At 69.5% G+C, this 13563-nt stretch carries 11 protein-coding genes and 1 tRNA gene; 5 read left to right on the top strand and 7 right to left on the bottom strand.

From position 1 onward, the window contains the following. Window positions 1–64: 64 nt before the first annotated feature. Together DMP23_RS23575 and aceE are read right to left on the bottom strand one after the other, a co-directional pair. Window positions 65–1276, bottom strand: coding sequence for an alpha-hydroxy acid oxidase (locus DMP23_RS23575; protein WP_037820496.1), 1212 nt, complete (start codon window positions 1274–1276; stop codon window positions 65–67). Window positions 1277–1381: 105 nt separating this feature from the next. After that, the gene (aceE, locus tag DMP23_RS23570) at window positions 1382–4177 is read right to left on the bottom strand and encodes a pyruvate dehydrogenase (acetyl-transferring), homodimeric type (RefSeq protein ID WP_275295081.1); all 2796 of its coding nucleotides are present in this window, start codon (window positions 4175–4177) and stop codon (window positions 1382–1384) included. A 398-nt stretch (window positions 4178–4575) separates the two neighbouring features. On the opposite strand from aceE, the gene DMP23_RS23565 reads away from it, so the two are divergent. The 3 genes from DMP23_RS23565 (at window position 4576) to DMP23_RS23555 (ending at window position 5646) form a co-directional block, all read left to right on the top strand. Next, window positions 4576–5010 (top strand): DUF3052 domain-containing protein, encoded by a 435-nt coding sequence (locus DMP23_RS23565; protein ID WP_009074710.1) that lies wholly within the window; start codon window positions 4576–4578, stop codon window positions 5008–5010. Window positions 5011–5065: 55 nt separating this feature from the next. Continuing rightward, window positions 5066–5530 (top strand): peroxiredoxin, encoded by a 465-nt coding sequence (locus DMP23_RS23560; RefSeq protein ID WP_020657595.1) that lies wholly within the window; start codon window positions 5066–5068, stop codon window positions 5528–5530. A gap of 44 nt (window positions 5531–5574) precedes the next feature. Beyond that, a tRNA-Val gene (locus DMP23_RS23555) sits at window positions 5575–5646 on the top strand. 281 nt (window positions 5647–5927) lie between these two features. On the opposite strand, the gene DMP23_RS23550 is transcribed toward DMP23_RS23555, so the two are convergent. Next, window positions 5928–7112 carry an aminotransferase class V-fold PLP-dependent enzyme gene (locus tag DMP23_RS23550; RefSeq protein WP_337822532.1) on the bottom strand — a complete coding sequence of 395 codons (1185 nt, stop codon included), beginning with the start codon at window positions 7110–7112 and terminating at the stop codon, window positions 5928–5930. A 45-nt stretch (window positions 7113–7157) separates the two neighbouring features. On the opposite strand from DMP23_RS23550, the gene DMP23_RS23545 reads away from it, so the two are divergent. Both DMP23_RS23545 and DMP23_RS23540 read left to right on the top strand, forming a co-directional pair. Next, window positions 7158–7772 (top strand): GntR family transcriptional regulator, encoded by a 615-nt coding sequence (locus tag DMP23_RS23545; protein ID WP_337822531.1) that lies wholly within the window; start codon window positions 7158–7160, stop codon window positions 7770–7772. A gap of 4 nt (window positions 7773–7776) precedes the next feature. Next, window positions 7777–8538 (top strand): metallophosphoesterase, encoded by a 762-nt coding sequence (locus tag DMP23_RS23540; RefSeq protein WP_337822530.1) that lies wholly within the window; start codon window positions 7777–7779, stop codon window positions 8536–8538. On the opposite strand, the gene DMP23_RS23535 is transcribed toward DMP23_RS23540, so the two are convergent. The 4 genes from DMP23_RS23535 to DMP23_RS23520 form a co-directional block, all read right to left on the bottom strand. After that, window positions 8528–10153, bottom strand: coding sequence for a CocE/NonD family hydrolase (locus DMP23_RS23535; protein WP_337822529.1), 1626 nt, complete (start codon window positions 10151–10153; stop codon window positions 8528–8530). The two genes, DMP23_RS23540 and DMP23_RS23535, sit on opposite strands and share 11 nt — an antisense overlap. Window positions 10154–10258: 105 nt before the next feature. After that, window positions 10259–11203 carry an asparaginase gene (locus tag DMP23_RS23530; RefSeq protein WP_337822528.1) on the bottom strand — a complete coding sequence of 315 codons (945 nt, stop codon included), beginning with the start codon at window positions 11201–11203 and terminating at the stop codon, window positions 10259–10261. Further along, a complete protein-coding gene (locus DMP23_RS23525; protein ID WP_037820504.1) occupies window positions 11200–12636 on the bottom strand; it encodes an amino acid permease in 1437 nt (478 codons plus the stop codon). Before DMP23_RS23525 ends, DMP23_RS23530 begins: the two co-directional genes overlap by 4 nt. Beyond that, the gene (locus DMP23_RS23520; protein WP_043835998.1) at window positions 12633–13310 is read right to left on the bottom strand and encodes a FadR/GntR family transcriptional regulator; all 678 of its coding nucleotides are present in this window, start codon (window positions 13308–13310) and stop codon (window positions 12633–12635) included. Before DMP23_RS23520 ends, DMP23_RS23525 begins: the two co-directional genes overlap by 4 nt. Between the last annotated feature and the right edge of the window lie 253 nt (window positions 13311–13563).

Genomic DNA, 13563 nt, shown 5'->3' with positions numbered 1-13563 from the left:
GACGTGATGTCCGTCACTGGATACGCGCTTACGCCGACCGCACCAGTCCGCGCCGACGCCCCGCTCAGCGGAGCGTGGCGTGGGTGGGGCGCAGGTCGTCCACCCGCCGGACCCCGAGCAGCTGCATCGTGCGGATCATCTCGGTGCGCAGGATGTCCACGCAGCGCTGCACGCCGCGTTCGCCGCCCGCCATCAGGCCGTACAGGAACGCGCGGCCGATCAGCACCGCGTTCGCGCCGCGGGCGAGCGCGGCCACGATGTCGCCGCCGGACAGGATGCCGGTGTCGACCCAGACCTCGGCGCTGTCCTGGACCGCGTCCAGCGTCGCGGGCAGCAGCTCGATCGGCGTCGGGGCCCGGTCGAGCTGACGGCCGCCGTGGTTGGACAGCAGGACCGCGTCCGCGCCGTGTTTCACCACCTCGCGGGCGTCGTCGACGTTCTGCACGCCCTTGATCACGAGCTTGCCCGGCCAGGTCTGGCGCACCCAGTCGAGGTCGTCGAAGTTCAGCGTCGGGTCGAAGAGCTTGTCCAGCAGTTCCGCGACGGTGCCGCCGAACCGGTTGAGCGACGCGAAGTTCAGCGGCTCGGTGGTCAGCATGTTGAACCACCAGGCCGGATGCATCGCGCCGTCCACGAACGTCTTCAGCGTGATCGCGGGCGGGATGGTGAGGCCGTTGCGGACGTCGCGCAGCCGCTGGCCCGCGACCGGGGTGTCGACGGTCAGCAGGAGCGTGTCGTATCCGCTCTCCCACGCGCGATTCATCAGATCTTCGCCCGCGCCGTGGTCGCGCCACACGTACAGCTGGAACCACTTGCGCGCATCCGGCGCGGCGGCCGCGAGATCCTCGATCGACGTGGTGCCCATCGTCGAAAGCGCCATCGGCATGTTGTTGCGCTGCGCCACCCTGGCCACCGCGCGCTCGCCCTCGGTCTGCATCATCCGCGTGAACCCGGTGGGCGCGAACGCGAACGGCAGCGCCGAGCGCTTGCCGAGGATCTCCCTGCTGGTGTCCACATCGGACACGCCGCGCAGCACGTTGGGCTGGAATTCCACCCGGCGGTAGGCCTGCCGGGCGCGGCGCAGGCTGTCCTCGAGCTCGGCCGCGCCGTCGGTGTAGTCGAACGCCGCGCGCGGGGTCCGCTTGCGCGCGATCATCCGCAGGTCGGCGATCGTGTGCGCGCCGGCCAGGCGCCGGTCGGTCGGGTTGAGCACGATCGGCTTCGGCCGCAGGATCTCTTTGAGCTCGCTGGGCCGGGGCAGGCGACGCTGGGTCACGCTCGACCACCTTTCGTCAGGCATCCGGATACATCCGATGTCTACCTTAAGGCAGAGGCCCCTCCGGGAAATCGTCCCGGAGGGGCCTCCGCGGTCAGGCAGCGGTCACGCGTTGCCGGAGTCGGACGTCTGCGGCCCGGCGGCCGCCACGTCGTCGAGCCGGTAGCGGCGCGCCGCCTCGGCGACCTTCGCCTGGTCGAACTCGCCGCGCTTGGCGAGCGCGGAGAGCGCGCCGACGGTGATCGACTCGGCGTCCACCAGGAACTTGCGCCGCGCGGCCGGGCGGGTGTCGGAGAAGCCGAACCCGTCGGTGCCGAGCGTGAGCATGTCGGTGGGGACCCACGGGCGGATCATGTCCGGCACCGCGCGCATCCAGTCCGACACCGCCACGACCGGGCCGGAAACCTCGGCCAGCTTCTGCGTGACGTACGGAACCCGCGGCGTCTGGTCCGGGTGCAGCAGGTTCTCGTGGTCGATCTCGACCGCTTCGCGGCGCAGTTCGCCCCACGACGTCGCCGACCACACCGCGGCGCGCACGCCCCACTCCTCGGCCAGCATCTTCTGCGCCTTGAGCGCGTCCGGCATCGTGACGCCGGAGACCAGCACCTGGACCTCCGGACCGTCGCCCTCAGGGGCGTCGGCGTAGCGGTAGAGGCCCTTCAGGACGCCGTCGACGTCCAGGTTCTCCGGCTCGGCCGGCTGCTGGTACGGCTCGTTGTAGATGGTGATGTAGTAGAAGACGTTCTCGCCGTTGCCGTCCGGGCCGGTCTCGCCGTACATCCGGCGCAGGCCGTCCTTGACGATGTGGGCGATCTCGAACGAGTACGCCGGGTCGTACGCCACCACGGCCGGGTTCGTCGCCGCCAGCAGCAGCGAGTGCCCGTCCGCGTGCTGCAGACCCTCACCGGTGAGCGTGGTGCGGCCGGCGGTGGCTCCCAGCACGAAACCGCGGGCCATCTGGTCCGCCGCCGCGTACAGGCCGTCGCCGGTGCGCTGGAACCCGAACATCGAGTAGAAGATGTAAATCGGGATCATCGGCTCGCCGTGCGTCGCGTACGACGTGCCGACGGCGGTGAACGACGCGGTGGAACCCGCCTCGTTGATGCCCTCGTGCAGCAGCTGGCCCTTCTCGGACTCCTTGTACGCCAGCATCAGGCTCGCGTCGACCGAGGTGTAGGTCTGGCCGTGCGGGTTGTAGATCTTGGCGGTCGGGAACATCGAGTCGAGGCCGAACGTGCGCGCCTCGTCCGGGATGATCGGGACGATCCGCTTGCCGATCTCCGAGTCCTTCGCCAGCTCGCGGATGAGCCGGACGATCGCCATCGTGGTGGCGACCTCCTGCTTGCCCGAGCCCTTGCGGACGCCCTCGTAGACCTTGTCGCCGGGCAGCACGAGCGCCTTGGCGGTCTTCGGGCGGCGCTCCGGCAGGTACCCGCCCAGCGCCTTGCGGCGGCCGCGCATGTACTCGATCTCCGGCGAATCCGGGCCGGGGTGGAAGTACGGCGGCAGCTTCGGGTTCTTCTCGAGCTCCTCGTCGCTGATCGGGATCCGCTGCGCGTCCCGGAACAGCTTCAGGTCGTCGAGGGTGAGCTTCTTCATCTGGTGCGTGGCGTTGCGGCCCTCGAACGACGGGCCGAGGCCGTAGCCCTTGATGGTGTGGGCCAGGATCACCGTCGGCTGGCCGTGGTGCTCCATGGCCGCCTTGTACGCCGCGTACACCTTGCGGTAGTCGTGCCCGCCGCGCTTGAGGTTCCAGACGTCGGCGTCGGACAGGTCCTTGACCAGTTCCTTCGTCCGCGGGTCGCGGCCGAAGAAGTGCTCGCGGACGAAGGCGCCGTCGTTGGCCTTGTACGTCTGGTAGTCGCCGTCCGGCGTGACGTTCATCAGGTTGACCAGCGCGCCGTCGCGGTCGGCCGAGAGCAGCGCGTCCCACTCGCGGCCCCAGATGACCTTGATCACGTTCCAGCCCGCGCCGCGGAAGTAGGACTCCAGCTCCTGGATGATCTTGCCGTTGCCGCGCACCGGGCCGTCGAGCCGCTGCAGGTTGCAGTTGATCACGAAGGTCAGGTTGTCGAGGCCCTCGCCCGCGGCCACGTGGATCAGGCCGCGCGATTCGGCCTCGTCCATCTCGCCGTCGCCGAGGAACGCCCAGACGTGCTGGTCGGAGGTGTCCTTGATGCCGCGGTCGTGCAGGTAGCGGTTGAACCGCGCCTGGTAGATCGCGTTCATCGGGCCGAGGCCCATCGACACCGTCGGGTTCTCCCAGAACTCCGGCATCAGCCGCGGGTGCGGGTACGACGGCAGGCCGCCGCCCTCGCCCGCGTGGCTGTACTCCTGGCGGAACCCGTCGAGCTGCTGCTCGGAAAGGCGGCCCTCGAGGAACGCGCGGGCGTACATGCCGGGGGAGGCATGGCCCTGGAAGAAGACCTGGTCGCCGCCGCCGGAGTGGTCCTTGCCGCGGAAGAAGTGGTTGAAGCCGACCTCGTACAGCGCCGCCGACGAGGCGTAGGTGGAGATGTGGCCGCCGACGCCGACGCCCGGCCGCTGCGCGCGGTGCACCATGATCGCCGCGTTCCAGCGGATGTAGCGGCGGTAGCGGCGCTCGATCTCCTCGTCGCCCGGGAACCACGGCTCGTTCTCGGTGGGGATCGTGTTCACGTAGTCGGTCGACGTGAGCGCCGGGACGCCGACGTTGCGCTCCCGGGCGCGCTCGAGGATGCGCAGCATCAGGTACCTGGCCCGCTGCTGGCCCCCTCGCGCCAGCGCCTCGTCGAAGGAGTCCAGCCATTCGCTGGTCTCTTCCGGGTCGATGTCGGGAAGGTGCGCCGCGAGTCCGTCACGGATGACGCGTACGCGAGCCGGGGTCTCCTTGCCGGAGGCGCCGTCGTTCTGCGGGGCCAAGGGGTCTCCTTGTAGCTGGTTGTAGCCGTTGTAGCTGGTGGGCGGGAGTGCTCGCCGACGTCCATGGTCGTCCCGGTTGGGGTTCCCGTCACCTGTACTGCCCGGTAACATCGGCCGCCCGAGTGTCGCCACTCCCCGCGCACGGTGTATCGCGCGCGCGTTTTCTCTCCTCCACCCTAAAGGAGGCTCCCGGGGAGGGCTTCGCAGCGGTGGGTACTGAGTGCCACCCGGAGTCGGGCGGGGAGGCGGCAAGCCCCTACGCTGCAGACACGACTTGCCAAAGATCCGGTGTGGACGGTTGCGCGCAGCGCCGCGTCAGTGTTCGCTGTTCGACAACCGTGTATCCGAGTGCGGCGGACCTACCGCCGCGCTCCGTCGTAGTTGGAGGAGTGGAAGCAGTGGTCGCCGCGGGAGACGCAGGCAACGCCGGCGTCGCCGAGAGCCTTGGCATCAAGCCGGACATGGTGGTCCAGGAGATCGGCTGGGACGAGGACGTCGACGACGACGTCCGCGCGGCGATCGAGGAAACCATCGGCGGTGAGCTCCTCGACGAAGACGCGCAGGAGGTCATCGACGTTGTGCTGCTGTGGTGGCGCGACAACGACGGAGACCTCGGGGACGCGCTGGTCGACGCGCGAGGCCCGCTGGACGAGAACGGCGTGATCTGGGTGCTGACCCCGAAGACCGGGCAGCCCGGGCACGTCGAGCCCAGCGACATCGCCGAGGCGGTGCCCCAGGTCGGGCTCGCCCAGACGGCCAACATCAGCGTGGGCCCCGGCTGGCTGGGCACCCGGCTGGTGTCGCCGAAGTCCTCGAAGGCCAAGCAGCGCTGAGGCCGCGATAGGGTGGGCGGCACGCTCGTGTTCGCTCTGGAGAGGAATCGCCGGTATGGCCGTCGAGGTCGGTTCGCAGGCCCCTGACTTCACGCTCAACGACTACAACAAGCAGCCGGTCACGCTGTCGCAGTTCAAGGGCGACAAGCCGGTCCTGCTGGTGTTCTACCCGTTCGCTTTCAGCGGGATCTGCACCGGCGAGCTGTGCCAGCTGCGCGACGAGTTCGGCGACTACGACGGCAAGGGCGTCCAGGTGCTCGGCGTCTCGGTCGACACGCCGTTCTCGCTCAAGGCGTGGGCCGAGGTCGAGGGCTACCAGTTCCCGCTGCTGTCGGACTTCTGGCCGCACGGCGAGGTGGCGCAGAAGTACGGCGTGTTCAACGACCAGGCAGGGCTCGCCGTCCGCGGCACCTTCCTGATCGACACCGAAGGCGTGGTCCGCTTCGCCGAGGTCAACGCGCCGGGCGAGGCGCGCGACCAGGCCGGGTGGAAGAAGGCGGTCGAGGAACTGACCGCCTGAATTCTTTTCGCTCGCCGGGGCGGGGATTCCCCGTTCCGGCGCGCGGGCGCATAGCTCAGCGGGAGAGCACTCGGTTTACACCCGAGCGGTCGCAGGTTCGATCCCTGCTGCGCCCACCGTGCTCGAGCCGACCCCATCCGGTGAAAGCTTTACCGGATGGGGTCGGCTTGTTTTCGCCGCCTGGACTGGTGAGCATCCGGTGCGGTGTCCGCGGACGCAAGAGAAGGCCCCTTGAACCGGGATCCCCCATCGTTCCCGGCCCAAGAGGCCTTCTCGTTCCTCCCCTTGCCCCGTCGGGCCTGCCCCCTCGACAGGCCCGGCCGCAGCGCACTCCGCGGGTGTACGCGAGACAAGAGGCGGCTTCGGCGGCGCTGGATACTGCGCCAACCGGGTGATCTCACCGCGTGAGTGCGGCGACCTCTCCGACCAGCCGGTCGATCTCCTCGTCGGTGTTGTAGTAGTGCACCGACGCGCGCACCAGATCCGGCAATTGGCGGGCGGTGAAGTCGTACTGCGCCGACGGCGGGCGTGCCACGCTCGTGTTGATTTTCGCCGCGTTCAGCCGGTCCTTGATCTCGTACGCGGGCAGTCCGTCGACGCTGAAGGTCACGAGCCCGCATTTGCGCGCGCCCGCGTCGTGCACGGTGACTCGGTCCAGTTCGGCGAGGCGGGAGCGCAGGGTCGCGGCCAGGGCGGTGACGCGTTCTTCGATCGCGGGCAGGCCCCATTCCAGCGCGTAGTCCACGGCCGCGCCGAGGCCGAGTACCGCGGCGTAATCGCGTTCCCATACCTCGAACCGCTTGGCGGTCGGGTCGACGACGTACTCGGTGGGGGAGGTCCACTTGGCCGAGTGCAGGTCGAGCATCGCCGGTTCGAGACGGTCGCGCAGTCGCGGGTGCACGTACAGGAAGCCGGTGCCGCGCGGGCCGCGCAGGTACTTGCGGCCGGTGGTGGTCAGGGCGTCGCAGCCGATGCGTTCGACGTCGAGGTTCAGTTGTCCGGCCGACTGGCACGCGTCGAGCAGGAACGGGATGCCCGCCTCGCGCGCGACAGCGCCGATTTCCTCGGCGGGGTTCACCAGGCCGCCCTGGGTGGGCACGTGGGTCACCGCGATGAGCTTGACGTCGGAGTCGATGCGGCGGCGCAGGTCGGCGACGTCGAGTTGGCCGGTTTCGTCGTCGCCCACGACCTCGACGGTCGCTCCGGTGCGGCGCGCGATCTGGAGGTAGGCGATGGCGTTGCTGGCGTATTCGGCGCTCGCGGTGAGGATCCGGTCGCCCGGCCCGAACGGCAGCGCGTAGAAGATCGCCTGCCACGAGCGGGTGGCGTTGTCGCTGAGCGCGATGTCTTCCGGCGCGGCGTTGAGCAGCCGCGCGATCGAGGCGTACACGCCGTCGATGCGGTCCTTGGTCTGTTCGACCGCTTCGTAGCCGCCGAGCAGGGATTCGGTGCGCAGGTAGTCGATCACGGTGTCGGTGACGCGTGCGGGAGGGAGGGCGGAGCCGGCGTTGTTGAAGTGCGTGACTCCGACGCACCCTGGGGTTTCGGACCGTGCGCGGGCGACATCGAAAGAGCTGGCCATATGAACTGAATACAGTACGAGTGAACTGTGTGCAATACTCACCGCATGGGCAAGAGACTCCTGCGCGGTGAACTCATCGAGGAGATCACCGCGCGCGTCCTCGACGGACGGTTTCCCGCCGAGACCCGGATCAACGAGGTCCACCTGGCGAACGAGCTGGGTGTCTCCCGCACGCCGTTGCGCGAGGCGCTGATCGGACTGGCCGACCGCGGGCTGCTCGTCGCCGCTCCGGGGCGCGGATTCCTCGTCGCGCCACTCGATCCGCAGGAAGCGCGCCGGCTGTACCCGCTGATCGCCGAACTGGAAGCGCTCGCCCTGCGCTGGACGTCGCCGCTGGAACTCGCCTCGCTGCCGGACGCGCTCGACCGGATTTCCGACGAGATAGCCGATTCCTGCGATCTCCCGGCAGCCGACGACCGCTGGCACGCGCTGCTCACGTCTCGCTGCGGCAACCCCCATCTGCTGCGCTTGATCGAGCAGACAAAGCCATTGCTCAAACGCTACGAGACGGCATACTTCGGCGGGCGGGACCGAGCGGCGGAGAGCGTGGCCGAACACCGCGAGATCGCGGCGGCCTTGCGGGCGAACGATTTGCCCGGCGCGTCCGCGCTGCTGGTCCGGAACTGGGTGAAAGCGTTGACGTACTTGCAAGGGAGCTGAGCCGGTGCGGGTTTTCGCGCATCTTTCCGACATCCACCTCGACGGCAGCGAGCGCGCCGACGCACGGGCCGCCGCGGTGACGCAGTACCTGCGAAACCTCGAAGCGCCGGTCGACGCCGTGTTCGCCACCGGCGACATCGCCGATCACGGCCTGCCCGAGGAATACCGTCGCGCGGCCGAACTGCTGGACCTTCCGGTGCCCGTGGTGGTCTGCCCCGGCAACCACGACGTCCGCGCGCAGTTTCGCGAGGCGCTGTTGGGAGAGCCGGCTGGCGACGCACCGGTGAACTCCGCGACCAAGGTGGCCGATGTCCTGCTCGTGTCGTGCGATTCGACGATCCCGGGCAAGGGCGCGGGCTACCTCGCCGACGAGACGCTCGCCTGGCTGGACGACACGCTCGCCGGGCACGACGGTCCGTCGTTCGTCGCGTTCCACCACCCGCCGCTCGACGTCGGGGTGCCGCTGGTGGACGCGATCCGCCAGACCGGCGAAGACCGTCTCGCTGCCGTGCTGAAGCGGCATCCCGGCGTCGTGGCGCTGCTGTGCGGGCACGTGCACACCGGCGCGGCAACGGAGTTCGCGGGCGTGCCGGTGCGGATCGCGCCGGGCGTGGTGTCCGGATCACTGCTGCCGGTGGAACCCGGCGCGGGCCGCGGCTGGGACGAAGGCGGGCCGCTGGACTTCGACAGCCCGCCGTCGCTGCTGCTGCACGTGCTGCACGACGACGGCAGGCTGACGACGCATCAGCGCACGGTCACCGAGTAAAGACCGGCAGCGTGACCCGCGAGGGCCGGGTCTCGTCGTGGAACACCTCGAACCGGTTCGGCGTGCCGCGCACCGCGGACGAAACCCGTTCTCCCGTACCGTGATTGCGCGCGAACCGGGGGAACGCGCCGCCCGCGACCTGAACCCGCAACCGGTGCCCGCGACGGAAGCGGTACGCGGTCGGGTCGAGCTCCACCTCGGCCCGCACCACTCCGTCGGCGTCGGCTTCCGGCAGGCCGGGACGCAGCCGCAGGATCCCGTCGGTGACGTTGCGCGAGATGCCGCCGGGGTCGACGTCGCACAGCCGCACGTACACGTCGGCGTCGGCCAATTCGGTCCGCACGAACACCGTGGCGGACACGTCGCCGATCACGTCGACGTCGTGCACCAGCGGTTCGCCGGTGAACACCAGCACGTCGTCGCGCGCCTCGATCTCGGAATTGTCGCGCTGCTTGGACTTTCCCATCAGCAACGGCCCGCCGACGGCCGGGGTCGGGTCCGCCGGGTCGTAGGTGAAGGGCGTGGGCAGGGCCTCGCCGGGCACCGTTTCGCCGAGACCGCCGACCGGGCGCAGGTGTGCGTGGGTGGGTTCGGAAGCCGGCGGCCAGTGGTCGAAGTCGAGCCAGGTCGACGCCTTCTGCAGGAAGATCCGCACGGGGGAGCGCTGCAACTGGGTGCGGTCGTCGGCGAGGTGCGCGCGCAGGAAGCCGAGCTGGTCCTGGATCAGCACGCGGAAGCTGGCCGGTTCGCCGTGCGACCACGGGCCGACGGTGATCCGCGGCGACCGTCCGGCGTCCTGCAGCGTGCGGAAGTCCCGCATCTGCGCGCGGATGAACAGGTCGTACCAGCCGGTGACCATGCTGACCGGCACGTCGAGTTTCGCGACTTCGGCGCTGTGGTCGGACATCTGCCAGAAATCGTCGTCCGGGTCGGCGTGCTCGGTGACGTCCTGGAGGAACTGCACCGGCTTGCCGATCGCCGCCACGTCCGCGCCCGCGATCGGCAGGTACGCCATCGCACTGCGCGTGCGCCGCGTCTGCAACGGGTTCGGCAGCGCGGCGAACCGCTCCTCCTGCTTCCCGATCATCGCCGACCAGGACACCATGTTGTCGGCCGCGAGCACCCCGCCCGGATAGAACGTGCTGACGAATTCCGACGCGGTGATCCCGAGGCACATGGCTTCCAGCGGCGGATCGAGATACGGGCCGACTGCCCATTGCGTGTGGCCGAGATAGCTCGCGCCCGCCATCGCGATCCGCCCGTCGCACCAGGGTTGTGCTCGCAGCCATTCGACGGTGGCGATCCCGTCCTCGCGTTCAAGGTGGAACGGGCGGAATTCGCCTTCGGAGCCGAAGGTGCCGCGGGTGCTTTGCAAGACGGTTTGCAGGCCGTGGCGCGCGAAGGTTTCGCCGAAGAGCTTGGCGAGGGGGCCGGTGCGGCCGTAGGGGGTGCGGATCAGGACTACGGGGCCGTTCGTCAGGCCCGCCGGGGTGTAGCGGTCGGCTAGGAGGTGCACGCCGTTGTGCATCGGGACGCGGAGGCCCTTGGCTGCGGTCGGGGCCGGACCCTCGGCGGCGGGGAGACCGAGCAGTCGGTCGACGATTCGGTTCAGCACGTAATCGAACGTACGCGAGTCGCTACCGTTCCGCTCCTGCGGAGAAGGCGGTCCGTGAGGGGAACCCTGGGGGAATCAGCGGCTGTGCGGGTTCCCCTCACGGACTTAGGCGGCGAGTGCGTCCGTCACCTGGAGAGCGGGGTTGCGGAACGGGGCGAGCAGTTCCGGATCGACGCCTGCTCGTGCCAATGCCGCCGCGAGTACGGCAGGACGGGCTCGGTCGCCGCCGTCCGCGATCTTCAGCGCCACTGCGGTTCCGTCCGGCAACGCGGCGAGCTGCACGGCCTCGAAACCGTCCTTCGCGATCAGTCCCGGCACGGCCCGCATCAGCCGGGTGACGTCGCGTCGGCTCCCGGCCACCAGATCCGGATGTTGCCGGATCCCGTTGGCCACCAACGATTCCGGCGAACCCTCTGGCGCGGTCGCGATCCGCGAAGCAGCCTTCGCCAAACCTCGCAGAGACAGCGCGAACAGTGGCGCACCGCAGCCGTCCGTGGCTACGCGCGGCACGGTTTGCCCGGTCAGTTCCTCGACGGTTTCCCGGATCGCGCGCTGCAGCGGGTGTGCCGGATCGAGGTAACCGTCGACGTCCCACCGCTGCTCTTGGCAAACGGCCAGCATCGCGGCGTGCTTGCCGGAGCAGTTGTGCGCGAGTCGCGACGGCTGCCGTCCAGCAGCGATCCAGGCGTCCCGCTCGACCGGGTCGTAGGGCAGGTCAGCGGGGTTGCCCAGGTCGGTTTCGGTGAAGCCGCGGCTTTTCAGCACGGCGGCGGCTGCCTCGAGATGCCGCGGTTCGCCGGAGTGGCTGGCCGCGGCGATCGCGAAACCGGACGGGTCGAGGCGCAGTCCGAGCCGGGCCATCGCGGCGGCCTGCAACGGCTTCGCGGTCGAGCGCGGGTACATCGCGACGTCGGGGTCGCCCGCCTCGAACAGCGTCGAACCGTCGGGCGAGAGCACGACGACGGAACCGTGGTGGACGCCCTCGACCATGCCGTCGCGCAGAAGGTGGACCAGCGGGACGTGCCGCGGTTCGCGTTCCTGCGGGATCACGACGCCTCTGCCTTGTCGAACGCGCTCATGTCGATCCGCTTGCGCACGACGAACCAGCCGGCGACGAGCGCGACGACGATCACCGGCAGCGCCATCAGGGTGATCCGGCCGGTCTTGTCGAAGCCCATCAGCACGACGACCGCGGCGAGGAAGGCGAGCGTCGCGATTTCGGTGTAGGGCGAGAACGGCAGCCGGAAGTGCGGCCGGGTCACCTCGCCGCGCTTGGCCTTCCGCACGAACAGCAGGTGGCTGAGCACGATGATCGCCCAGGTGCCGAGGATGCCGACGGCGGCGAAGTTCAGCACGATCTCGAACGCGTCCTTCGGCACCACGTAGTTCAGCCCGACGCCGACCACGCACACCGACGACGTCAGCAGAATCCCGCCGTAGGGCACCTGGTTGCGGTTCATCACGCCGGTGAACTTCGGCGCGGACCCGGCCAGCGACATCGAGCGCAGGATCCGCCCGGTCGAGTACAGGCCGGAGTTGAGGCTCGACAGCGCGGCGGTCAGCACGACCAGGTTCATGATGCTGTCCGCGCCGGGCACGCCCAGTTTCGCCAGCACGGTGACGAACGGGCTCTGGTCGGCCGAGTAGGCGTCCCACGGCAGCAGCATCGCCAGCAGCACGACCGAGCCGACGTAGAACAGCGCGATCCGCCACATGATCGAGTTGATCGCCTTGGGCACGATCTTCTTCGGGTTCTCCGTTTCGCCCGCCGCGACGCCGACCAGTTCGCACGAGGCGTAGGCGAACACGACGCCCTGCACGATCAGGATCATCGGCACGATGCCCGCCGGGAACACGCCGCCGTGGTCGGAGATCAGCTGCGGGCCGGGGATGTGGCCGTCGATCGGATGCTGCGTCACCAGCAGGACGATGCCGACGATCAGGAACAGCACCAGCGCGGCGACCTTGACGATCGAGAACCAGAATTCCATCTCGCCGAACAGCTTCACCGACACAAGGTTCAGCGACAGCACGACCGCCAGCGCGATCAGCGCGAGCACCCACTGCGGGATCGGCGTGAAGAACGACCAGAAGTGCGCGTACAGCGCGATGGCGGTGATGTCCGCGATGCCGGTCGTCGACCAATTGAGGAAGTGCATCCAGCCCGCGACGTACGCGCCCTTCTCGCCCATGAACTCGCGCGCGTAGGACACGAACGCGCCGGACGACGGACGGTGCAGGATCAGTTCGCCGAGCGAGCGCACCACGAAGAACGCGAAGAGCCCGCACACCGCGTACACGATCGCGAGTGCCGGGCCGGCCTGTGCGAGCCGTCCGCCCGCGCCGAGGAACAGGCCGGTGCCGATCGCGCCGCCGATGGCGATCATGTTGATGTGCCGGGATTTCAGCGCCTTGTTGTATCCGGCGTCGCCCGCGTCGGCGGGACCCGCCTCGGCAGTGGCGGGCAGGGTTTCTTCACTCACGCGGTGGTACCTGTTTCTGCTTCGCCGGCGCGCGCCGGTCGGACGATCGTGGTCAGGGTCTTCTCGACGTGATCGAGATGCTCGGTCATCGCGGCCGCCGCCGCGTCTTCCTCGCCTTCGGCGATCGCCGTGACGATGCGCCGGTGCTCGACGTTCGACTGGGTGCGCCGTCCGCCGAGCTGGTTCAGGAACGCCGACTGGCGGGCCAGTGCGTCGCGGATCTCCTCGATCACCTTCGCGAACACCGGATTGCCAGATGCCCGTGCGATCGTGACGTGAAACTGTGAGTCGAGCGCCACCCAGGCGGCGTCCGCGGTCTCGGCGTCCATCCGGTCGACGAGATCGGCGAGCCGGGCGAGCTGGTCGGCGTCGCGGCGGCGCGCGGCGTACGCGGCCACCGGGACCTCGACGTGCCTGCGCACTTCGACCAGGTCGCGGGCCGAGTAGTCGCCGAACGTAGGGTTCTCCGGCGGGCCGCTCGCGGTGACGAACGTGCCGCGGCCGGTGCGGGACACGGTCAGCCCGAGCGCCTGCAGCCCGCGCAGCGCCTCGCGCACGACCGAGCGGCTGACCTCGAACTCCCTGCTCAGCGCGGCCTCCGACGGCAGCTGGTCGCCGATCGCGTACTCGCCGTGCTCGATCGCCTGCCGCAGATGGCCGAGGACGGCCTCCATCGCGCTGACGCGCCGGGGGAGCGGTCCGGCTGCCCGGCTGTCAGACAGGTTCACGCGACGGATCGTCGGTTCCGGCCCGGCCGCTGTCAAGCGGAGCCATGGCCCCTTGCTCGGCGGTTGTGGGCTGGTTCACGCTCCCGGGTGACTCTGGGCGGCCCGGCTGTCCGAGGCGCCGGTTTTTGTCGGTGCCGGGTGCGACCGTGTCCGGGTACTGAGGGGCGCACCGGCGATCACCACGCCGAACGCGCCCGGC

It is taken from the genome of Amycolatopsis sp. A1MSW2902, from assembly GCF_017312175.1.
In the GTDB taxonomy this organism is placed as follows: domain Bacteria; phylum Actinomycetota; class Actinomycetes; order Mycobacteriales; family Pseudonocardiaceae; genus Amycolatopsis; species Amycolatopsis nivea.
This window is presented reverse-complemented; position numbering and strand designations above follow the sequence as displayed.

Excerpts from the sequence above, each read along its gene's own strand:
- DMP23_RS23560 (WP_020657595.1), top strand. The coding sequence starts at position 5,066 with ATGGCCGTCGAGGTCGGTTCGCAGGCCCCTGACTTCACGCTCAACGAC.
- DMP23_RS23550 (WP_337822532.1), bottom strand. The coding sequence starts at position 7,112 with ATGGCCAGCTCTTTCGATGTCGCCCGCGCACGGTCCGAAACCCCAGGG.
- DMP23_RS23545 (WP_337822531.1), top strand. The coding sequence starts at position 7,158 with ATGGGCAAGAGACTCCTGCGCGGTGAACTCATCGAGGAGATCACCGCG.
- DMP23_RS23520 (WP_043835998.1), bottom strand. The coding sequence starts at position 13,310 with ATGGAGGCCGTCCTCGGCCATCTGCGGCAGGCGATCGAGCACGGCGAG.